Annotated in this window: 20 protein-coding genes; 17 read left to right on the forward strand and 3 right to left on the reverse strand. The window is 66.1% G+C overall.

Going from position 1 to position 19,532, the window contains the following annotated elements; translation table 11 throughout:
- The first annotated feature begins 9 nt into the window (after positions 1 to 9).
- From BMY06_RS28900 to arsH, 10 genes are all read left to right on the forward strand, one after another.
- The gene (locus BMY06_RS28900) at positions 10 to 786 is read left to right on the forward strand and encodes a class II aldolase/adducin family protein (RefSeq protein ID WP_074986692.1); all 777 of its coding nucleotides are present in this window, start codon (positions 10 to 12) and stop codon (positions 784 to 786) included.
- Positions 787 to 841: 55 nt separating this feature from the next.
- Positions 842 to 1,033, forward strand: coding sequence for a 4-oxalocrotonate tautomerase (locus BMY06_RS28905; RefSeq protein WP_258365518.1), 192 nt, complete (start codon positions 842 to 844; stop codon positions 1,031 to 1,033).
- Positions 1,034 to 1,336: 303 nt separating this feature from the next.
- Positions 1,337 to 2,797, forward strand: coding sequence for a cytochrome ubiquinol oxidase subunit I (locus tag BMY06_RS28910; RefSeq protein ID WP_065059443.1), 1,461 nt, complete (start codon positions 1,337 to 1,339; stop codon positions 2,795 to 2,797).
- Positions 2,798 to 2,875: 78 nt separating this feature from the next.
- Positions 2,876 to 3,880: a cytochrome d ubiquinol oxidase subunit II gene (cydB, locus tag BMY06_RS28915; RefSeq protein WP_065059442.1), complete on the forward strand. Its 1,005-nt coding sequence runs from the start codon at positions 2,876 to 2,878 to the stop codon at positions 3,878 to 3,880.
- Positions 3,855 to 4,046: a hypothetical protein gene (locus BMY06_RS28920; RefSeq protein WP_074986693.1), complete on the forward strand. Its 192-nt coding sequence runs from the start codon at positions 3,855 to 3,857 to the stop codon at positions 4,044 to 4,046. Before cydB ends, BMY06_RS28920 begins: the two co-directional genes overlap by 26 nt.
- Positions 4,047 to 4,115: 69 nt before the next feature.
- Complete coding sequence (locus BMY06_RS28925; protein ID WP_074986694.1) at positions 4,116 to 4,904, forward strand: hypothetical protein; 789 nt, start codon at positions 4,116 to 4,118, stop codon at positions 4,902 to 4,904.
- 107 nt (positions 4,905 to 5,011) lie between these two features.
- A complete protein-coding gene (locus BMY06_RS28930) occupies positions 5,012 to 5,335 on the forward strand; it encodes an ArsR/SmtB family transcription factor (protein WP_065059439.1) in 324 nt (107 codons plus the stop codon).
- Positions 5,336 to 5,387: 52 nt separating this feature from the next.
- A complete protein-coding gene (arsB, locus tag BMY06_RS28935; RefSeq protein ID WP_065059438.1) occupies positions 5,388 to 6,458 on the forward strand; it encodes an ACR3 family arsenite efflux transporter in 1,071 nt (356 codons plus the stop codon).
- A 20-nt stretch (positions 6,459 to 6,478) separates the two neighbouring features.
- A complete protein-coding gene (gene arsC, locus BMY06_RS28940) occupies positions 6,479 to 6,913 on the forward strand; it encodes an arsenate reductase (glutaredoxin) (RefSeq protein WP_074986724.1) in 435 nt (144 codons plus the stop codon).
- Positions 6,879 to 7,628, forward strand: a complete 750-nt coding sequence (gene arsH, locus BMY06_RS28945) for an arsenical resistance protein ArsH (protein WP_065059437.1) — start codon at positions 6,879 to 6,881, stop codon at positions 7,626 to 7,628. The genes arsC and arsH overlap by 35 nt, the downstream gene beginning before the upstream one ends.
- Positions 7,629 to 7,679: 51 nt before the next feature.
- On the opposite strand, the gene BMY06_RS28950 is transcribed toward arsH, so the two are convergent.
- Together BMY06_RS28950 and BMY06_RS28955 are read right to left on the reverse strand one after the other, a co-directional pair.
- Positions 7,680 to 8,357 carry a methyltransferase family protein gene (locus tag BMY06_RS28950; protein ID WP_065059605.1) on the reverse strand — a complete coding sequence of 226 codons (678 nt, stop codon included), beginning with the start codon at positions 8,355 to 8,357 and terminating at the stop codon, positions 7,680 to 7,682.
- Positions 8,358 to 8,399: 42 nt separating this feature from the next.
- Entirely contained in the window at positions 8,400 to 9,275 is an 876-nt protein-coding gene (locus BMY06_RS28955) for an arylamine N-acetyltransferase family protein (protein WP_074986695.1), read from the reverse strand.
- 399 nt (positions 9,276 to 9,674) lie between these two features.
- Here BMY06_RS28955 and BMY06_RS28960 point away from each other — a divergent pair, with 399 nt between their 5' ends.
- The 6 genes from BMY06_RS28960 to BMY06_RS28985 all read left to right on the forward strand — a co-directional run bounded on the left by BMY06_RS28960 (position 9,675) and on the right by BMY06_RS28985 (position 17,614).
- Entirely contained in the window at positions 9,675 to 11,147 is a 1,473-nt protein-coding gene (locus BMY06_RS28960) for a carbohydrate porin (RefSeq protein ID WP_074986696.1), read from the forward strand.
- Between the two features lie 100 nt (positions 11,148 to 11,247).
- Positions 11,248 to 12,414, forward strand: a complete 1,167-nt coding sequence (locus BMY06_RS28965) for an NHL repeat-containing protein (RefSeq protein WP_065059434.1) — start codon at positions 11,248 to 11,250, stop codon at positions 12,412 to 12,414.
- Positions 12,415 to 12,416: 2 nt separating this feature from the next.
- Entirely contained in the window at positions 12,417 to 13,724 is a 1,308-nt protein-coding gene (efeB, locus tag BMY06_RS28970; protein WP_065059433.1) for an iron uptake transporter deferrochelatase/peroxidase subunit, read from the forward strand.
- Between the two features lie 115 nt (positions 13,725 to 13,839).
- A complete protein-coding gene (locus BMY06_RS28975; protein ID WP_065059432.1) occupies positions 13,840 to 14,859 on the forward strand; it encodes an iron ABC transporter substrate-binding protein in 1,020 nt (339 codons plus the stop codon).
- 53 nt (positions 14,860 to 14,912) lie between these two features.
- A complete protein-coding gene (locus tag BMY06_RS28980; protein WP_074986697.1) occupies positions 14,913 to 16,550 on the forward strand; it encodes an ABC transporter permease in 1,638 nt (545 codons plus the stop codon).
- Positions 16,547 to 17,614 (forward strand): ABC transporter ATP-binding protein, encoded by a 1,068-nt coding sequence (locus BMY06_RS28985; RefSeq protein ID WP_074986698.1) that lies wholly within the window; start codon positions 16,547 to 16,549, stop codon positions 17,612 to 17,614. Before BMY06_RS28980 ends, BMY06_RS28985 begins: the two co-directional genes overlap by 4 nt.
- Here the strand turns inward: BMY06_RS28985 and BMY06_RS28990 are convergent.
- Entirely contained in the window at positions 17,602 to 18,471 is an 870-nt protein-coding gene (locus tag BMY06_RS28990; protein ID WP_065059429.1) for a LysR substrate-binding domain-containing protein, read from the reverse strand. The genes BMY06_RS28985 and BMY06_RS28990 overlap by 13 nt on opposite strands.
- 115 nt (positions 18,472 to 18,586) lie before the next feature.
- On the opposite strand from BMY06_RS28990, the gene BMY06_RS28995 reads away from it, so the two are divergent.
- Positions 18,587 to 19,531: a DMT family transporter gene (locus BMY06_RS28995; protein ID WP_065059428.1), complete on the forward strand. Its 945-nt coding sequence runs from the start codon at positions 18,587 to 18,589 to the stop codon at positions 19,529 to 19,531.
- Position 19,532 lies beyond the last annotated feature (1 nt).

A 19,532-nucleotide genomic window follows, 5' to 3' on the forward strand; every position in this document is an offset into this window, starting at 1 on the left:
GAACACGCCATGTCCTTCGCCCATCGCCCCACCGGCATTCGCGCCGACACCGCACCGCCTTCCGACGCCGAACGCCGGCTGCGCATCGACCTCGCCGCCGCCTACCGCCTGATCGCGCTGTACGGCTGGGACGATCTGATCTACACGCACGTCTCCGCCGCCATTCCCGATCAGCCCGGCCGCTTTCTGCTCAATCCGTTCGGCCTCGCGTTCGACGAAGTGTGCGCGTCGAATCTCGTGAAGATCGACACCGAAGGACACATCGTCGGCGAGAGCGCGTATCGCGTGAACGCGACCGGCTTCGCGCTGCACGCCGCCGTGCATCTCGCGCGCCCCGACGCCGTCTGCGTGATGCATCTGCACAATACGGCGGGCATAGCGGTGTCGCTGCAACGCGACGGCCTGCTGCCCGCTTCGCAACACGCGCTGCGTTTCCACGAGCGCCTCGCGTGGCACGACTACGAAGGCCTCGCGTTCACGCCCGCCGAAGGCGCGCGCCTCACGGCGAATCTCGGTGCGAAGTTCGCGATGCTGTTGCGCAATCACGGCACGCTCACCACGGGCCGCACCGTCGCCGAAGCCTTCGTGCTGATGGCCACGCTCATCAAGGCCTGCGAAATTCAATTGCAGGCCCAGGCGGGCGGTGTGCCGCTCGTCGTGCCGCCGCCGGACGTCTGCGCGCGCACGGCGCTGCAACTCGACGACGGCGGCGCGATCGAAGGCGAACTCGAATGGCCCGCGCTGCTGCGCAAGCTCGATCGTCTCGATACTTCGTACCGCGATTGATCCGCATCGACAGCCAACGCTCAACGACACCCGAAGACACCCAACCAGGAGCCTCATCATGCCGACATTCCACATCGAAATGTTCGAAGGACGCAGCGTCGAACAGAAACGCGAACTCGCCGCCGCGCTGACCGAGACCACCTGCAAGGTGCTCGGCGTGGACGCCTCGTCCGTCGACATCATCTTTCACGACGTGAAGCCCGAAAACTGGGCGACGGCGGGCAAACTCTGGAGCGATCCGCGTTGAGCGCGCCGCGCACCTGGGCGAATTGACGCACAACGCGCGACGCCGCTTGAACGCGATCCAAATTGACGCAAATTGACGCAGCGCGCGCACCTTGCGCCACATCAAAGCACAGCGAATCCTCTCGCTAAATTGATCCTTATCAACGCGTTAGCGCACGCTCTTTTCTCTTGACGATTGACTGCTGCGACATGCTGGCGCATGTCGCAGCGCAGCACGACGCGCGGGCTTCCCCTACGCTTACGTCCATTCGCACGCGGCAACGCATGCGTCACGCAAGCAAATACAGCCACGCAAGGCACGCATATGCAATCGTCCATCCCCGCTCTATCCGCATTCGATCTCGCCCGGCTACAGTTCGCCTTCACTGTCTCTTTTCACATCGTCTTTCCCGCGCTTTCCATCGGTCTCGCGAGCTTCATCGCGGTGCTCGAAGCGTGCTGGCTCAAGACGCGCAAACCGTTCTACAAAGACCTCTGCCTGTTCTGGTCGAAGATCTTCGCCGTGGCCTTCGGCATGGGCGTCGTCTCGGGCGTCGTGATGAGCTACGAGTTCGGCACCAACTGGGCCGGCTTCTCGTCGTTCGCCGGTCCGATCACCGGTCCGCTGCTCATGTACGAAGTCATGACGGCGTTCTTCCTCGAAGCCGGTTTCCTCGGCATCATGCTGTTCGGCTGGAACCGCGTGAGCGCGCGCGCCCACTTCGGCGCGACGCTGATGGTCGCCATCGGCACGCTCATTTCGACGTTCTGGATTCTCGCCTCGAATAGCTGGATGCAGACGCCGCAAGGCTTCAAGATCGTCGACGGCCACGTGGTGCCGACCGACTGGCTCAAGATCATCTTCAATCCGTCGTTCCCCTACCGACTCGCGCACATGGCGATCGCCGCGTTCATCGTGGCCGCGCTGGTGGTGGCCGCGACGGGCGCGTGGCATCTGCTCAAGGGCCGCCGCGACCCCGCCGTGAAGAAGATGTTCTCGATGGCGCTCGGCCTGCTGCTCGTGCTCGCGCCGGTGCAGGCTTTCGTCGGCGATGCGCACGGTCTGAACACGCGCGAGTATCAACCCGCGAAGATCGCCGCGATCGAAGGGCTGTGGGACACCGAGCAAGGCGGCACCTCGCTCAACGTGTTCGGCATTCCCGACATGCAGGCGGAAACCACGCGCTACGCCGTGAAGATTCCGCACCTCGGCAGCCTGATCCTCACGCATAGCTGGGACGGCGAAATCAAGGGTCTCAAGTCGTTTCCGCCCGATCAGCGTCCGAACTCGACGCTCATCTTCTGGACCTTCCGCGTGATGGTCGGCCTCGGCATCCTGATGATCGTGCTGGCCGTCGCGGGCTGGTGGCTGCGCAAGCGCGGCACGCTGTACGAATCGCGCCTGTTCCAGCGCTGCGTGCTGGCGATGGGGCCGACCGGCTTCATCACGCTGCTCGCGGGCTGGATCACCACCGAAGCGGGCCGCCAGCCGTGGGTCGTCTACGGCGTGATGCGCACCTCGCAGGCCGTCTCGCCGCTCACCGCGCAGCAAGTGGGCATTTCGCTGATGGCGTTCATCGCGGTGTATTTCCTCGTGTTCGGCACCGGCATCTACTACCTGCTCAAGCTGATGCGCAAGGGTCCGGCGCTGCCTGGCGCCGATGACACGCACGGCACGCATGGCACGCCGACGCCGGGCCACGCGAACGAAGCGCATCCCGCGCTCGCCGCAAACCAGACCGCGCGCCGCCCGATGTCCGCCGCCGATCAGCTGATCGACGCCTGACACCCGACACGCGCTTTCATCCGCATCGCACAAACGCACAAACGCACCTACGCACCTACGCAACGAGGCAAGCCACTCATGGATGTCACCGTCATCTGGGCCGCGATCATCGCGCTCGGCCTTCTGCTCTACGTCGTGCTCGACGGCTTCGATCTGGGCATCGGCATCGTGTTTCCGTTCTTCCCCGATGAAGAAGAACGCGATCTGATGATGAACACCGTCGCGCCCGTCTGGGACGGCAACGAAACCTGGCTCGTGCTGGGCGGCGCCGGTCTGTTCGCCGTGTTCCCGATCGTCTATTCGACCGTGCTTTCGGCGCTCTATCTGCCGCTCGTTTTCATGCTCGCGTGCCTGATTTTCCGCGGCGTTTCGTTCGAGATCCGCGCCAAGGCGAACCGCACGAAGCATCTGTGGGACCTCGCCTTCATCGGCGGTTCGACGGGCGCGGCGTTCTTCCAGGGCATCGCGCTGGGCGCGTTCCTGCAAGGCATTCCGATGGCGAACGGCCAGTTCGCCGGCGATGCCTTCGGCTGGCTCACGCCGTTCACGCTGCTCTCGGGCTTCGGCCTCGTGGCGACCTATGCGCTGCTCGGCAGCTGCTGGCTCGTCGCCAAGACCGAAGGCGATCTGCAACGCCGCCTGCACAAGCTGGTCTGGCCGCTCACCGTGATGCTGCTCGGCTTCATCGGGCTCGTGAGTCTCTGGACGCCGATGCAGGACCCGACCATCGCCCACCGCTGGTTCCATTCGGGCCTGTTCTGGCGTCTCGCGCCGGTGCCGCTGCTGGTCGTGGCGTGCGCCGTGTGGATGCGCTGGGCCGTGCAGTCGCGCCATCACAAGACGCCGTTCGTCGCCGCACTCGCGCTCGTGCTGCTCGGCTACGTGGGTCTGCTCGTGAGCCTGTGGCCGTTTGCGATTCCGCAGCAACTCACGCTCTGGCAAGCCGCCGCGCCGCGCGAAAGCCAGACCTTCACGCTGATCGGCGCATCGTTCATCCTGCCCATCATCCTCGCCTATACGGCGCTGGGTTACTGGGTCTTCCGAGGCAAGCTCCGCCATGGCGACACCCATCACTACCACTGAAAACGCGCTTCAATCCACGCCCCGATCCGCAGCCGGCGCGCGCACGAGCAAGCTGCCGGGCTGGATCTGGTTCGTCCTGCTCTGGTGCGGCGGCGTGGGCGCGGCGGTCTCGCTCGGATTCGTCTTCAAGGTGTTCATGAATCTCACGCTGTTCGCCGTGAAATAACGCGCCAGCCCGTGCTGCCCCGCGGCGCGTTAGACTGTAGGCCATCTGTCAACTCTTACGACAAGACTCATGCAACAGATGACCTTCATGGAATGCGTCAAGCGCGCCTGGGGCAGCGCGCGCGAAGCCGTCACGCAGATGCCGGGGCTGGTGATCGGCACCTTCCTGATCTACGCGGTGCTCGGCTGGCTGGCGATGGCCGGACGGCCGGTGCCGGGCGAAGGCGACGATCCCTCGACGGGCCTGATTCTGGCGGCCAATATCGCCACGATCCTCAACGCGCTCGTCTATCTCTGGTTCACGCTCAAGATTTTCCGCTTCGTGCTGCTCGGCGAGCAGGCCACGCCCATCATGCCGGGCGGCGCGATGCCGCTCCTGCGCATGCTCGGCTACGGCCTCGTGCTGGTGATCGGCGGCGCGCTCGCCATGGCGCTGTTCTGGCTGGTGCTGCGTCCGCATCACGCAGGCGGCACGCTGTTTCTCTCGCTGGTGGTCGTCACGCTCTGGATGTGCGTGGCGGTGCGCCTGTGCCTGCTTTCTCCCGCGCTCGCCATTGGCGGACGTCTTGCATTCGGCGCAGCCTGGCGCGATAGCCGCGGCCACTTCTGGAGCCTCGCGGGCGTCGCGTTCATGGCGGCGTTGCCGGTGCTCGTCTGCGGCACGATCGTGATGGTCGGCCTCGTGTTCGCGGGCATCACGCCCGAGCGCGTGCAGACGCCCGCCGGGCTCGCCGTGCTGGCGCTCGGCCAGAGCGCCGCGAATATCGCCTTCGTGCTGGTGACGACCACGGCGCTCGCGTGGCTGCATCGACGCTATGCGAAGGAACTCGATCCGCGCCAGTCGCCGGGGAATTTCTGATTTTCGCGGACTGATTCGCCGCATCGGCATCGCGGGACGCGCGCCGCCCCCGCGATAACCGCGAATCTCTTGTTGCCGACCTCCAATATTTCGAATATATTGGAAATATGGAAGAAAAAGACATCGTGCGCGCCCTGGCCGCGCTCGCTCACGATCTGCGTCTGCGCGTGTTCCGGATGCTGGTCGTCACCGGCCCGGAAGGCCTCACGCCCGGCGCCATCGCGGCTCAACTCGACGTGCCCAATGCGACGCTCTCCTTTCACCTGAAGGAGTTGATGAACGCAGGGTTGGTCACGCAGGAGCGCGACGGGCGCACCTTGATCTATCGGGCGGCCTACGAACAGATGAACGCGGTCCTCGGCTTCCTGACCGAGAACTGCTGCCAGGGCCAGCCCTGCCTGAGCCCCGGCGCCGACTCGTGCCGATGCTGAACGAAACCGCGCGCCATCCGTGCCGCGCTAACGCCTTGTCCGCCCCCTCTCCATGAACACCCCCAACCTCGCCACTGCACGTCATGGCACACAGAAACCGGTCATCAGCTTCTTCGAGCGCTACCTGAGCGTCTGGGTGGCGTTGTGCATCGTCGCGGGCATTGGGCTCGGGCAGATGCTATCCGGCGTCTTTCAGGCGATCGGCCGCATGCAATACGCCCAGGTCAATCTGCCGGTCGGCGTGCTGATCTGGGTGATGATCGTGCCGATGCTGGTGAAGGTCGATTTCGGCTCGCTGCACGAGGTGCGGCAGCACATCAAGGGGATTGGCGTCACGCTCGTGGTCAACTGGCTCGTCAAGCCGTTCACGATGGCGTTGCTCGCGTGGCTCTTCATCAAGCACCTGTTCGCGCCGATGCTGCCCGCCGCGCAACTCGACAGCTATGTGGCCGGCCTGATCCTGCTGGCCGCCGCGCCCTGCACGGCCATGGTGTTCGTCTGGAGTCGCCTGACCGGCGGCGATCCGCTCTTCACGCTTTCGCAGGTCGCGCTCAACGACAGCATCATGGTGGTTGCCTTCGCGCCGCTCGTTGCGCTGCTGCTCGGCATTTCGGCGATCACGGTGCCGTGGGCGACGTTGCTCACCTCGGTCGCGCTCTACATCGTCATCCCCGTGATCCTCGCGCAGCTGCTGCGCAAGGTGCTGCTCTCGCGCGGCGACGCGGCGTTCGAAACCGCCATGGCGAAGATCGGCCCATGGTCGATCGCGGCGCTGCTTGCCACGCTGGTGCTGCTGTTCGCCTTCCAGGGCGAGGCGATCCTGAAGCAGCCGCTCGTGATCGTGCTGCTTGCCGTGCCGATCCTGATTCAGGTCTTTTTCAACGCGGGGCTGGCTTACTGGCTCAATCGCGCGGTCGGCGAAAAGCACAACATCGCCTGCCCGTCCGCGCTCATTGGCGCATCGAATTTTTTCGAACTGGCCGTCGCCACGGCAATCGGTCTGTTCGGTTTTCACTCCGGCGCGGCGCTCGCGACGGTCGTGGGCGTGCTGATCGAAGTGCCGGTCATGCTGCTCGTGGTGCGCATCGTGAACCGTTCGAAGAACTGGTACGAATGTGCATGAACGTTACGGAAAACAAGGCAATGAGCGAAGTCACCCTCTATCACAACCCGGACTGCGGCACCTCGCGCAACACGCTCGCGATGATCCGCAATGCAGGCATCGAACCTGTCGTCATCGAATATCTGCACAACCCGCCGTCGCGAGAGAAGCTCGTCGAATTGATCGCGCAAGCGGGCCTGAGCGTGCGCGAGGCGTTGCGCGAGAAAGGCACGCCCTACGCGGAATTGCAGCTGGACAATCCGGCATTGACCGACGCCCAGTTACTCGACGCCATGATGGCGCACCCTGTTCTTATCAACCGTCCGTTCGTGGCGACGTCGCTGGGCGTGCGCCTGTGCCGTCCGTCCGAAGTCGTGCTCGAGATCCTGCCGGGCGCGCAACATGGCGCGTTCACGAAGGAAGACGGCGAAGTCGTGATCGATACGGAGGGCAAGCGTGTCCGCTCCGGCAACTGATCTCGCGACCGCGCTGCCGCAAGTCGATGCGGCGCAGTTCCGCGTGCCCGATATCCAGCGCCTGCAGGCCACGAAGGCTTGCGCGCATGCGCCGCGTATCCTGCTGCTCTATGGCTCGCTGCGCGAGCGCTCGTTCAGCCGGCTGCTGAGCGAAGAGGCGGCGCGTCTGCTCACGGCGATGGGCGCGGAGGTGCGCACGTTCAACCCGAGCGGCTTGCCGCTCCCCGACGATGCGCCCGACACGCATCCCAAGGTCGCCGAACTGCGCGATCTGGTGCTCTGGTCGGAAGGCATGGTCTGGTGCTCGCCGGAGCGCCACGGCGCGATGACCGGCATCATGAAAGCGCAGATCGACTGGATTCCGCTTTCGGTTGGCGCGGTGCGCCCGACGCAGGGCAAAACGCTCGCGGTGATGCAGGTGAGCGGCGGCTCGCAGTCGTTCAATGCCGTGAACCAGATGCGCGTGCTCGGACGCTGGATGCGCATGCTGACCATCCCGAACCAGTCGTCGGTGGCGAAGGCGTTCATGGAATTCGATGAAGCCGGACGCATGAAGCCTTCGGCGTACTTCGATCGTGTCGTGGACGTGATGGAAGAACTGGTGAAGTTCACTCTGCTGACGCGCGATATCGGCCCGTATCTGGTCGACCGGTACAGCGAGCGCAAGGAAAGCGCGGAAGCGCTGATGAAGCGCGTGAATCAGACGCGTCTCTGACGCACCTCTGACGCGCGAACGGCCGGCGCGCGTGCCGGCCTTCCTGGCGCATCACCACACCCCCGGCACAAACCGGTACTTCACCCGCTCCAGATACGCGCGATAGCCCGGCAGTTCCGCAGCCAGCGTGCGCTCCTCGCGCACGGCGCGCCAGCCGATCGCCGCGACCATCGCCGGCACGCACGCCAATCCCCACCACGAGCCGAGCATCAGCGGCGTGCCCGCCAGCAGCAGAATCGCGAACGCGTACATCGGATGGCGCACATACGCGTACGGTCCGCTATCGCTCAGCGCATGGCCGCGCTCGCGCTGGATCTTCACGACGGGCGCCGCGTAGCGGTTCGCCGCGAACACGCCGCGCGTCGCGTAGAGATCGACGAAAATCGCCACCGCGCCGCACACACTGAGCCAGACCGGCACCTGCGACCAGCGATAACGCACGGCGTCGAGACCGATCAGGCACAGCCACGCGCACCAGCCCAGCGCGACCGACACCATGAACACGCGGTCCCATCGCTGCTGCTCGCGCTGCGCGAACGGCGCGAGCCGCTCGGCGAGCAGACCCGGATCGGTACGCGCGAGCCACAGGCCGATCCAGATACCGCACGCGGCCCATTCGAGCAGCCAGAGCCACGCGGCCGGCCACGCGAGCGTGCCCGCCGACGCAAACAGCAAGACGCCCTGCAACGCGAGCCAGATGAGCGTCTGCGTGAAAAGACGCACGATCAGCGGCTTCATGATGCCCTCCTTGCGCCGGCGCTCCCGCGAGGTTCAGCGCTTTTCGCCTCGTCCCTGCACGCGCGCGAAACTCGCCTGCATGTCGAAGCCCGACGTGTCGATGCCGAATTGCGTCGTCAGGCAATCGTCGAGTTCGCCCGCATTGGCGAGCGTGCGATGCGTCGCGTGGCCCGCGACGTCGCGCTCCGTGTAGCGGTCGTTGAAGAGAATCGCGCGACGGCCCTCGCGCGCGATGCACACGATCAGGCAGTCCGTGAAGAACGATTGCGGCGACGCCGACGTGTACCAGTTCGCCACCTCGTAATCGCACCAGAGCGCGGGCGCGTCTTCGAAGCGATACACATCGCCCCACGCCTCGCCGTCGAAGTGCTCGAGCGTCCATTCGCGCGCGCCCGTCGCGTTCTTGCCATTCGTCACGCTCGTCTCGTTCCTCGGCGTCAGGCGCGCGGGTTCGAGCGGCGTCGCCTGCTCGCCGCGTTGCGCGAACGCGAGCGGCGCGCTCAGCGACGCGCCGCCGAAGCCCACGTCGACGAGCCACGCCTCGCCTTCGGCCTGCACGCGCAGCAGCATGTGCGTGCGCGGCGAGGCGCTGTCCTTCGGCTGACCGAACAGCACGCGCGCCGCCAGCGGTTCCACCGCGAAGCCGAGTTGCATCAGCACATGGGCGAACAGCGTGTTGTGCTCGAAACAATAGCCGCCGCGCCGCGAGTCGACGAGCTTCGCGACGATATCGGGCAACGCGATCGACACGCCGCGCGCCGAAAACGGATTGAGGTTTTCGAACGGTATCGCGCACGGATGCAGACGATGCAGCGTGCGCAGCACGTCGAGCGTCGCGGCGCGCGGTCCGTCGTAGCCGATGCGGGCGAAATAACGATCGAGATCGAGCTTGAAATCCTGGTCGGACATGGAAACAGCCTGGCGTTAAAAATGAAAGGTATGAGGTCGGGGTGACGCGAGCGGCGCGCATTGCCATAGCGCATCGCTTTCGCACATTGCAGACACCCACGGCAAACGCGTTTTAAGTGCGCGAATTACGTCGATGATAAGCGACTTCTTTCGTCATACAGAATCGCCTTTTTTAACCTTTCTTTATCGCCCGAATTCACGTCGACAGGTAATCGTAAACACAGCCCTTACGCCCTGTAATCATCGTGAGAATCATTCTCATTTGTGTTGACCTTCAAGATATCGCTGAGTACGATGGCGGCGTCTTGGAGACTCTTGAAGACTCAGGAATTAAGGCGCCAACACCAGCGCATGCGCGACTCGATCCCTCGGCGAAGAATTAAATAATTAAGGAATACGATGAAACTCAACCGGACAGACGGTGCGTTCGGACGGCGTGCGCCCGCCTTGCGCGGACTCGCGCTGTGGGCGGCGTGCGCGACCTTCGCATGCGGTGCGGCGCAGGCGCAAACGAGCAGCAACCCCGACGCGCAACCCGAAGCGCCCGAGGCCGATCTCTCGATCAAGGCGGAACCGTCCACCTTCTTCACGGGCATCTGGTCGCGCGAAAATCTGCTCGGCGACATGGGCGGGCTGCGTCCGTGGCTCGGCAAATACGGCGTCACATTCGACCTGACCGAAACCAGCGAATATCTCGCGAACGTGCGCGGCGGTCTCAATCGCGGCGGCACCTATGACGGTCTCACCACCGCCACCTTGCAGCTCGATACGAGCAAGGCGCTCGGCATTCCGGGCGGCCTGTTCAACATCAGCGCATTGCAGATTCACGGCTCGAACCTGAGCGCGAACTATCTCGGCACGCTGAACACGGCGAGCGGGATCGAGGCGCAGGACACCACGCGTCTGTGGGAGATGTGGTATCAGCAGTCCTTCCTCGACAGGAAGCTCGACATCAAGGTCGGTCAGCAGAGTATCGATCAGGAATTCATCACGAGCCAGTACGCGGCGCTGTTCGTCAACACGATGTTCGGCTGGCCCGCGCTGCCTTCGTACGACATGCCCTCGGGCGGTCCCGCGTATCCGCTCGCCGGTCTCGGCGTGCGCGTGCGCGGCCAGATCACGCCGTCGCTCACGGGTTTGATCGGCGTATTCGACGGCGATCCGCTCGGCAACAACCCGAACAATCTGAGCGGCACGAATTTCAATCTGCACAACGGCGCGCTGGTGATCGGCGAATTGCAGTACTCGATCAATCAGCCGTCCGAAGGCGAACTCGTGAGCGCCGACAGTCAAGGATTGCCCGGCACCTACAAGATCGGCTTCTGGTACAACAGCAACGCGTTCGCCGACCAGCATTACGACAACACCGGCCTCTCGCTCAACAACCCGGCGAGCACCGGCATCGCCGCCGAGCATCGCGGCAACTACAGCATCTACGCCGTCGCCGACCAGATGGTGTGGCGTCCCGATCCCGACGAACCGCGCAGCATCGGCGTGTTCGCGCGCGTGATGGGCGCGCCGGGCGACCGCAACCTCGTCGACTTCTCGGCCAACGCGGGCGTCGTGATGAAAGCGCCGTTCAAGGGCCGCGACAACGACAGCGTCGGTCTCGCCGTCACGTACATCAAGGTCAGCAACGCGGTGCACGATCTCGACATGGACTACCGCACGTTCAACACGGGACCGTACGGCGTGCGCACGCAGGAAACCACGCTCGAAGCGACCTATCAATACGAAGTCACACCGTGGTGGCAGATTCAGGCCGACGCGCAATACACGTTCAACGCGGGCGCGGGCCAGAACCCGAACGACGCGACCCAGCCGCTGCGCAACACCTTCGTGCTCGGCGTGCGCACCACCATCACGTTCTGATCCACGCCATTCGCACCATGTCTAACCCCAAGCCCTCACGCCACCCCGCCGCGCACGCCCGTGCGTGCGCGTGCTCGCGCGAGGCACGGAGAAATACACAATGAATCACGCCACGCGCAAGCTCCTGCTGTGCTCGGCTCACGCCACCCGCGCGGCGCTCGCGCTCGCCGCCACCGCGCTGCTCGGCGCGCCCCTCGTTCATGCGGGCGAGCCCGGCATGCTGGAGATCGTCAAGCACCAGACCACGCTCATCAACACCGTGCCCGATAACGGCGACCAGAATCCGTATGCGATCTTCGTCGCGCCGGTGAGCGCCGGCACCGTCAAACAGGGCGACGTGCTGATCGACAACTTCAACAACGCGTCGAACATGCAGGGCACGGGATCGACCATCGTCGACTATCACCCGGACACGAAGCAGATGACGCTGTTCGCCACCATTCCACGCGACCTCAAGGAATGTCCCGGCGGCGTGGGCCTCTCGACCGCGATGACGATGCTGAAGTCGGGCTGGGTGATCGTCGGCAGCACGCCGAGCAACGACGGCACGACCAACACCAAGGGCGCGGGCTGCCTGATCGTGCTCGACAGCAACGGCAAGATCGCGAAGGCCATCAGCAGCCCGAACATCAACGACCCGTGGGGCAACATGGCCGTGATCGACAACGGCGATCGCGCCACGCTGTTCGTGAGCAACGCGGGCTTCGGCGTGGGCGGCACCGACCTCGGCCCGGACGGCGAGCCGCCGGTCTTCAAGCAGGCCACCGTGCTGCGCATGGAACTCGACATCCCGAACGGCCAGCCGCCCACGGTCAAGAGCGAAACGGTGATTGCGAGCGGCTTCGGCGCGCGCGCCGACCGCGGCGTGTTCCTCGTCGGTCCGACCGGCCTTGCGCTGTCCGCGGACAACAAGCTGCTCTATGTGTCCGACGCGATCGGCAACCGCATCAACGTGATCGAAGACCCGACCACGCGCGACACGAGCGCGGGCGTGGGCCGTCAACTGACTGCGGACGGCCTGCTGCACCGCCCGCTCGCGATGATCACCACGCCGCAGGGCCACCTGCTCGTGACCAACGCGCTCAACGGCCAGGTCGTCGAGATCGACCCGGTCGCGGCGAAGCAACTCTACGCACGCTGGATCGACACCGACAAGGCACAGACGCCCCCGGGCAACGGCGACCTGTTCGGCATCGCGATGACACCGGCGGGCGACGGCTTCTACTACGTGGAAGACGACGTGAACACTCTCGTGCTGGCGAAATAATCATGTCCTCCGACGACAACCCCAACCGCCCGCAGCGTCCCGCGCGGCGCGGTTTTCTCAAGGCCGGCGGCGCGGCCGTGGCCGCTGGCGCGTCGCTTGGCGCAAGCGGCCTGACGCAGGCCGCCGAAGCGAAGCATCGCGCGCCGCCGGCCGTCGATCCGATGAGCGCGGTCGAGCCGTTTTACGCCGCGCATCAAGGCGGCATCGTCACGCCGCAGCAGGCGCATACCTATGTGGCGGCCTTCGATCTCGCGACCACTTCGCGCGACGACGTGATCGCGCTGCTGCGCCAGTGGACCGACATAGCCGCGCGCATGACGCAAGGCCAGTCGGCGGCCTCGCTCGACAACGGCAAGGACGATGCGCCCGCGCCCGATTCCGGCGACGTGCTCGGTCTCGGCCCGGCCGCGCTCACGGTGACGTTCGGCTTCGGTCCCGGCCTCTTCATGTCGGAAGGCAAGGACCGTTACGGCCTCGCGCATCTGCGCCCCGCCGCGCTCGTCGATCTGCCGCGCTTCAACGGCGATCAGCTGGTGGCCGAGAAAACCGGCGGCGACCTCTACGTGCAGGCCTGCGCGAACGACGCGCAAGTGGCCTTCCACGCGGTGCGCCAGCTCGCGCGCCAGGGTTACGGCAAGCTGCACATGCGCTGGGGCCAGGCGGGCTTTCTGTCCGGTCCGCGCAATCAGACGCCGCGCAATCTGATGGGCTTCAAGGACGGCACCAACAATCCGCCGACCTCGGACCCGAAGGCGATGAACGAGTTCGTCTGGGCCACCGCCGCCGACGCGCCGTGGATGCAAGGCGGCACCTACACGGTCGTGCGCCGCATCCGCATCACGATCGAGCACTGGGACCAGATGGAACTCGGCTTCCAGGAGCAGGTGTTCGGCCGTCACAAGTACAGCGGCGCGCCCATCGGCCAGGCGAAGGAATTCGACACGGTCGATCTCACGGCGAACGACAAGGACGGCAATCCGCTGATTCCGGAAAACTCGCACGTGCGTCTTTCGAATCGCGCGTCGAACAACGGTGCGCAGATCCTGCGCCGCTCGTACTCGTACAACGACGGCACGAACTTCTATATCGAGCGCTGGCCGCCGTGGCGTCAGGAAACCGAATATGACGCGGGCCTCATCTTCATCGCGCACCAGGCCGACCCGCGCACGGGCTTCATTCCGATCAACGAGAAGCTCGCGAAGTTCGACATGATGAACCAGTTCACCACGCACGTCGGCAGCGCCGTGTTCGCATGCCCGCCGGGCGCGAAACCCGGCTCGTACATCGGCGCGCAACTGTTCGAGGCATGACGCAATCCGGCGGGCGCATCGACGCGCGCCGGACCGTGGCACGACATCAAGCAGCACGACACAAGGCAGCACCACGGATTCATTCGACAACAAGCAACAACGACAGACGACCAACATGAAGACGATCCTTTCCGGTGCGCCGCTGCGCGCCGCCACCCTCGCACTCGCCGTGGCGGGGATGTTGCCGCTGGGCGCGCACGCCGCCTCGATCACGCTCTACAACGCCCAGCACGAGCAGGTCGTGAACCAGCTCGCGAAGGACTTCGAGCAGCAGACCGGCATCGACGTGAAGATCCGCAGCGGCGAAGGTCCGGCGCTGGCCGCGCAACTCGTGGCCGAAGGCGACAGGACGCCCGCCGACGTCTACTTCACCGAGAACTCGCCAGAACTGATGCTACTGGAAGAGAAAGGCCTGCTCGCGCCGGTGCAGCCGTCGACGCTCGCCGAAGTGCCCGCGCACTACAACTCGCCGGCCGGACAGTGGGTCGGCGTGACCGCGCGCGAAAACGTGCTGACGTACAACACGGCGAAGCTGCCGGCCGCGCAACTGCCGCAATCGATCTTCGATCTCGCGAAGCCCGAGTGGAAGGGCAAGGTCGGCATTGCGCCGAGCGACGCCGACTTCCTGCCGCTCGTCGACGCCGTGCTCGCCGCCAAAGGCGAAGCGGCCACGCTCGAATGGCTCAAGGGCCTGAAAGCCAACGCGCAGATTTTCGACGACGACGAAGGCGTGGTCGCAGCGGTCAATCGCGGCGCGGTCGCGACCGGCATCATCAACAACTACTACTGGGACCGTCTGCACGCGGAACTCGGCGACAAGAAAACGCGCAGCGCCGTCGCGCATTTCGCCAACGGCGATGTGGGCGCGCTCGTGAACGTCTCCGGCGCCGCCGCGATGAAGTCGGCGCACAACCCGGACGGCGCGCAGAAGTTTCTCGCCTACCTCGTAAGCGAGCGCGCGCAGAAGCTGATGGCGCAAGGCCACATCAGCTTCGAATATCCGCTGCGTCCGGGCGTGCAGGGCGATCCGATCAACAAACCGTTCGATCAGCTGCATCCGCCCGCGCTGACGATCCAGCAACTCGGCGACGACAGCCAGGCGGGCCGTCTGCTGCGTCAGGCGGGCCTGCTGTAATTCGTAAGGATGGCGAAGCGATCGTGAGTGAAGCCCTTACCTCGGCGCGCGCGATGCCGGATCAGGCCGATGCCGATCTCGACCGGACCGGCATCGCGGCGCGGGCCGTCACGCGCCGCCGCGCGCCGCGCGCGCTGTTTCTCGCCGCCGCGCTCGGGCCGCTGCTGGTCCTGCTGCCGCTCGCGCTGACGTTCTGGCGCGCGCTGTCGTTCGGTTTCGCCGACGCGGCCGAGCTGATCTTCCGTCCGCTCGTCGGCGAACTGCTCGTCAACACGCTCAGCATCACCGCGAGCGCGACGCTGGCGTCGGCCGTGCTCGGCACCGCCGTCGCGTGGTTCGTCGAGCGCACCGATCTGCCGGGACGGCGCGCGTTCGCGCTGCTCGCCGCCGCGCCGCTCGCCATGCCCGCGTTCATCACGAGCTATGCGTGGGTGTCGTTGAGCCTCGATTTGCAGGACTTTCTCGGCGCGTTCATCGTCATCACGACCGCGTATTTTCCGCTCGTCTATCTGCCGGTGGCGGCGGCGCTGCGCGGGCTCGATCCCGCGCTCGAAGAATGCGCGCGCGCACTCGGCTGCAACCGCTGGGCGATTTTCGTGCGCGTGGTGCTGCCGCAATTGCGCCCCGCGCTGCTCGGCTCGATGCTGCTGGTCGCGCTCGGCGTGCTGTCCGAATTCGGCGCGTTCACGCTGCTGCGCTTTCGCACGTTCACGACCGAGATCTACGCCGAATATCGCACCAGCTTCGACGGCGGCGGCGCCTCGCTGCTCGCCTGCGTGCTGATCCTGCTGTGCCTCGTGTGTCTCGTGTTCGAATTCCGCGTGCGGGGCCGCGCGCGTTACGAACGCGTCGATCGCGGCGCGCGGCGCGCGGCCGGCCGTCTCGCGCTGGGCCGCTGGCGCTGGCCGGTCACGCTCGCGTTCGTCGCGCTCAACGTGGGCACGCTCGGCGTGCCGCTGGCGATGATCGGCTACTGGCTGACCCAGCCGGGCGCCGCCGCGATCACGCCCGCCGACGTCTCGACCGAACTGCTGCTCTCCACCACGCTCGCCTCGCTGCGGCTCGGCCTGCTGGCCGCCGTCTTCACGACGCTGCTCGCGTTGCCGCTCGCGTATCTGCTCGCGCGCTATCCGGGCCGCGCGGCGACGTTTCTCGAACGCACGGCGTTCATCGCGCAAGGCGTGCCGGGACTCGTCATCGCGCTGGCGATCGTGTCGCTCGCGGTGCGCGCGCTCGAACCGCTCTATCAGAGCACCACGCTGCTGATCGTGGTCTACGCGATCCTGTTTCTGCCGCTCGCGCTCGTGAGCGTGCGCGCGGCGCTGTTGCAGGCGCAGCAGCGTCTCGAAGAGACGGCGCGCGCGCTCGGCCTCGGCTGGTTCGCCACGCTACGGCGCGTGGTGCTGCCGCTCGCGGGACCGGGTCTGGGCGCGGCGGCGTCGATGGTCTTCATCTCGGTCGTCACCGAACTAAACGCCACGCTGCTGCTCGCGCCGATCGGCACGCACACGCTCGCCACCCAGGTCTGGTCCGATACCTCGACGCTCGCGTTCGCCGCCGCCGCGCCCTACGCGGCGCTGCTCACGGCGCTCTCGCTCGCAGCCTCGGGCCTGCTGTTCGCCTTCGCGGGCAAGTCGGCGCTCGCCGCGCAGGCCGGCCCGCCCTCGTCATCCGATCCCTCACGCCCATGAGCACACTTCGCATTGCTGGCGTTTCCAAGGCCTTCGACGGCCATCCCGTGCTGCACGACGTGCATCTCACGGTGCAGTCCGGCTCGCTGCTCGCGCTGCTCGGCCCCTCGGGCAGCGGCAAGACCACGCTGCTGCGCCTGCTGTGCGGCTTCGAGCGCGCCGACGCGGGCAGCATCGAGATCGGCGGACGGCGCGTGGCGGACGACACGCTGCATCTGCCCGCCGAACAGCGGCAGATCGGCTACGTGCCGCAGGAAGGCGCGCTGTTTCCGCATCTCTCGGTCGCGGACAACATCGTGTTCGGCCTGCCGCGCGCGCAGCGGCGCACGCGCCATCGCGTGTCGGAACTGCTCGAACTCGTCGGGCTTCCCGAGTCCTGCGCCCATCGCGCGCCGCAGCAGTTATCGGGCGGACAGCAGCAGCGCGTGGCGCTGGCTCGCGCACTCGCGCCCGCGCCCGGTCTCGTGATGCTCGACGAACCGTTTTCGTCGCTCGATGCGGCGTTGCGCGTGGAAACCCGCGCCGCCGTGGCGCGCGCACTCGCGGCGGCGGGCGCGACGGCCGTGCTGGTCACGCACGATCAGGCGGAAGCGCTCTCGCTCGGTCATGAGGTTGCCGTGCTGTTGAATGGGCGGCTCGTGCAGACGGCCGCGCCGCAGACGCTGTACCGCCGGCCTGTCACGCGCGAACTCGCGGCCTTCGTCGGCGAAGCGGTGTTGCTGCCGGGGCGCGTCAGCGCGGGATTCGCGCATTGCGCGCTCGGCGCGTTGCCGCTCGCGCAGGACACGCCGGCCACGCCCGGCAATGTCGACGTCGACGTGATGCTGCGCCCCGAACAGATCGACGTCCTGCCGCACGATGCGATGCGCCCCGGCGCGCTCGACGCGCGCGTGCGCGACGTCACGTTCCAGGGCCAGGACGCCGCGCTCACGCTGGAATTGCAGCTCGATCCGGCTCAAGCGCCCACGCCGATCCGCGCGCGCGTGCCGGGCTTTCGCACGCCGCAGCCGGGCGAGCGCGTGCGCGTGGCGGTGGGCGGCGAAGTCAGCGTCTATCCGCGCTGACGACGCACCGAGAGATCCTGAACCATCTGCTCGACGAAGTAATCGCAGGTCGGCCGGTTCGACTTCACGCTGCGCGCCACGACGATGTCGAGCGGCTCGATCGTCGGCAGCCCCTGCGCCTCGCCCAGCACCGCGAAGCGCGCAGGCACGCTGCAACGCGTGAGCGCCACCACGGCGATGCCCGCCTCCACCGTCGCCATCAATCCCGTGAGGCTCGCGCTGCTGAACGCGGCGCGATAGCGGATGCGCGCCGCGTCGAGCGCCGCCACCGTATGCGCGCGCGCGACGCTGCCGTGCTCGTAGAGCCCCACCGGCAGCGGCGACATCGCAAGCGGCGCCGGATCGTCGGGCGAACCGACCCACACCATGTCCTCGCTACGCACGAATTCGCCGCGAATCTGCTTGTCGCGCGTCACGAAGGCCACGTCGATCTTGTTGTCCGCCAGCATCGGCCCGAGCGCCACGCTCTGCGCGCAGACGATCTCGATCTCCACATGCGGGTACAGCGTCGAAAAGCGCCTTAACACCGGCGACAGCAGCGCCGCCATGTAATCGTCGGGCGCGCCGAGCACCACGCGCCCCGTCACCTCGGGCCGCACCAGCGCCGACCACGCCTCCTCCTGCAGATCGAGCGCGCGCCGCGCATATTCGAGCAGCGTATTGCCGGGCCGCGTCAGCGCCAGATTGCGCGTGTCGCGCGTGAACAGCGTGGTGCCGAGCATCAGTTCCAGCCGCTTGATCTGCATGCTCACGGCCGCCTGCGACCGATGCACCGACACGGCGGCCTTCGTGAAGCTGCCCGCGTCCGCGACGGCCACGAAGCTGCGCAAGAGGTCGAGATCGAACTCGGGGTTCATGATTCATCAGCCAGATTGATGGAATTGTTCAATTTAATTCGTTTGCCGACACCCTGCAACTCACGAATACTGAAACGGTTTTCAACCTGCTTTCGCTTTCAAGCGTTTCCTGCCGATGTCGTCCGCGCAAACCGACCTTCAAAACAGCCGCCAGGGCGTCGCCATGCTCGCGGGCGGCGGCCTGCTGATGGGCACCATTGGCGTGTTCGTCGAAGAGGCGCATCTCGGCGCGCTCACGCTGGTGTTCTTCCGCTGCCTGTTCGGCATGCTCGCGCTCGCCGCGTACTGCGCGTGCAAAGGCTGGCTCGCGCCGCGCCAACTGGCACGCCAATTCACGCGCCGCACCTTCGCGCTCGCGTTCATCTCGGGCGTGCTGATGGTGACGCAGTGGGTCGGCTTTTTCGATTCGATCCATCGCACCAGCATCGCGGTCGCGACGGTCGTGTTCCATGTACAGCCGTTCTGGGTCGTGCTGATCGGCGCGGCGATCTTTCACGAGCGTCTCGGCGCGGACCGGCTCGGCTGGATCGCGATTGCGTTCGTGGGACTCGTGCTCGCCTCGGGCGTGCTCGCGGAAAGCCAGGTGGCCGATCATCCGCGCTATCTGATTGGTCTGGCCGAAGCGCTCGGCGGATCGGTGCTCTATGCGAGCGTCACGCTGATCGCGAAGAGTCTGCGCGAGCTGCGTCCGCATCTGTTCACGCTGACGCAATGCGCGGTGGGCGCGCTGTGTCTGCCGCTGATCGCGCCGTTCGTCGCGCCGCTCGAACTCACGCATATTTCGGCGCCGCAATGGGGCTGGCTCGTGGGGATGGGCGTGCTGCACACGGGGCTGTCGTACGTGCTGATTTACGGCGCGCTGCCGAAGCTCACGACGCCCGTGATCGCCGTACTGCTGTTCGTGTATCCGCTCACGGCCATCGCCGTCGATGCGATCGTCTACGGCCGCGCGCTGAGCGTGCCGCAACTCGCGGGCATGGTGCTGATCGTCACGGCGAGCCTCGGCGTCAATCTCGGCTGGCGTCTGTTGCCGCCGAGGCTCGCGTTCAAACGGCGTTGAC

The organism is Paraburkholderia tropica (assembly GCF_900109265.1).
Classification (GTDB): domain Bacteria; phylum Pseudomonadota; class Gammaproteobacteria; order Burkholderiales; family Burkholderiaceae; genus Paraburkholderia; species Paraburkholderia tropica.

Excerpts from the sequence above, each read along its gene's own strand:
- BMY06_RS28900 (WP_074986692.1), top strand. The coding sequence starts at position 10 with ATGTCCTTCGCCCATCGCCCCACCGGCATTCGCGCCGACACCGCACCG.
- BMY06_RS28910 (WP_065059443.1), top strand. The coding sequence starts at position 1,337 with ATGCAATCGTCCATCCCCGCTCTATCCGCATTCGATCTCGCCCGGCTA.
- cydB (WP_065059442.1), top strand. The coding sequence starts at position 2,876 with ATGGATGTCACCGTCATCTGGGCCGCGATCATCGCGCTCGGCCTTCTG.
- BMY06_RS28920 (WP_074986693.1), top strand. The coding sequence starts at position 3,855 with ATGGCGACACCCATCACTACCACTGAAAACGCGCTTCAATCCACGCCC.
- BMY06_RS28925 (WP_074986694.1), top strand. The coding sequence starts at position 4,116 with ATGCAACAGATGACCTTCATGGAATGCGTCAAGCGCGCCTGGGGCAGC.
- BMY06_RS28930 (WP_065059439.1), top strand. The coding sequence starts at position 5,012 with ATGGAAGAAAAAGACATCGTGCGCGCCCTGGCCGCGCTCGCTCACGAT.
- arsB (WP_065059438.1), top strand. The coding sequence starts at position 5,388 with ATGAACACCCCCAACCTCGCCACTGCACGTCATGGCACACAGAAACCG.
- arsC (WP_074986724.1), top strand. The coding sequence starts at position 6,479 with ATGAGCGAAGTCACCCTCTATCACAACCCGGACTGCGGCACCTCGCGC.
- BMY06_RS28955 (WP_074986695.1), bottom strand. The coding sequence starts at position 9,275 with ATGTCCGACCAGGATTTCAAGCTCGATCTCGATCGTTATTTCGCCCGC.
- BMY06_RS28960 (WP_074986696.1), top strand. The coding sequence starts at position 9,675 with ATGAAACTCAACCGGACAGACGGTGCGTTCGGACGGCGTGCGCCCGCC.
- BMY06_RS28965 (WP_065059434.1), top strand. The coding sequence starts at position 11,248 with ATGAATCACGCCACGCGCAAGCTCCTGCTGTGCTCGGCTCACGCCACC.
- efeB (WP_065059433.1), top strand. The coding sequence starts at position 12,417 with ATGTCCTCCGACGACAACCCCAACCGCCCGCAGCGTCCCGCGCGGCGC.
- BMY06_RS28975 (WP_065059432.1), top strand. The coding sequence starts at position 13,840 with ATGAAGACGATCCTTTCCGGTGCGCCGCTGCGCGCCGCCACCCTCGCA.
- BMY06_RS28980 (WP_074986697.1), top strand. The coding sequence starts at position 14,913 with ATGCCGGATCAGGCCGATGCCGATCTCGACCGGACCGGCATCGCGGCG.
- BMY06_RS28985 (WP_074986698.1), top strand. The coding sequence starts at position 16,547 with ATGAGCACACTTCGCATTGCTGGCGTTTCCAAGGCCTTCGACGGCCAT.
- BMY06_RS28990 (WP_065059429.1), bottom strand. The coding sequence starts at position 18,471 with ATGAACCCCGAGTTCGATCTCGACCTCTTGCGCAGCTTCGTGGCCGTC.
- BMY06_RS28995 (WP_065059428.1), top strand. The coding sequence starts at position 18,587 with ATGTCGTCCGCGCAAACCGACCTTCAAAACAGCCGCCAGGGCGTCGCC.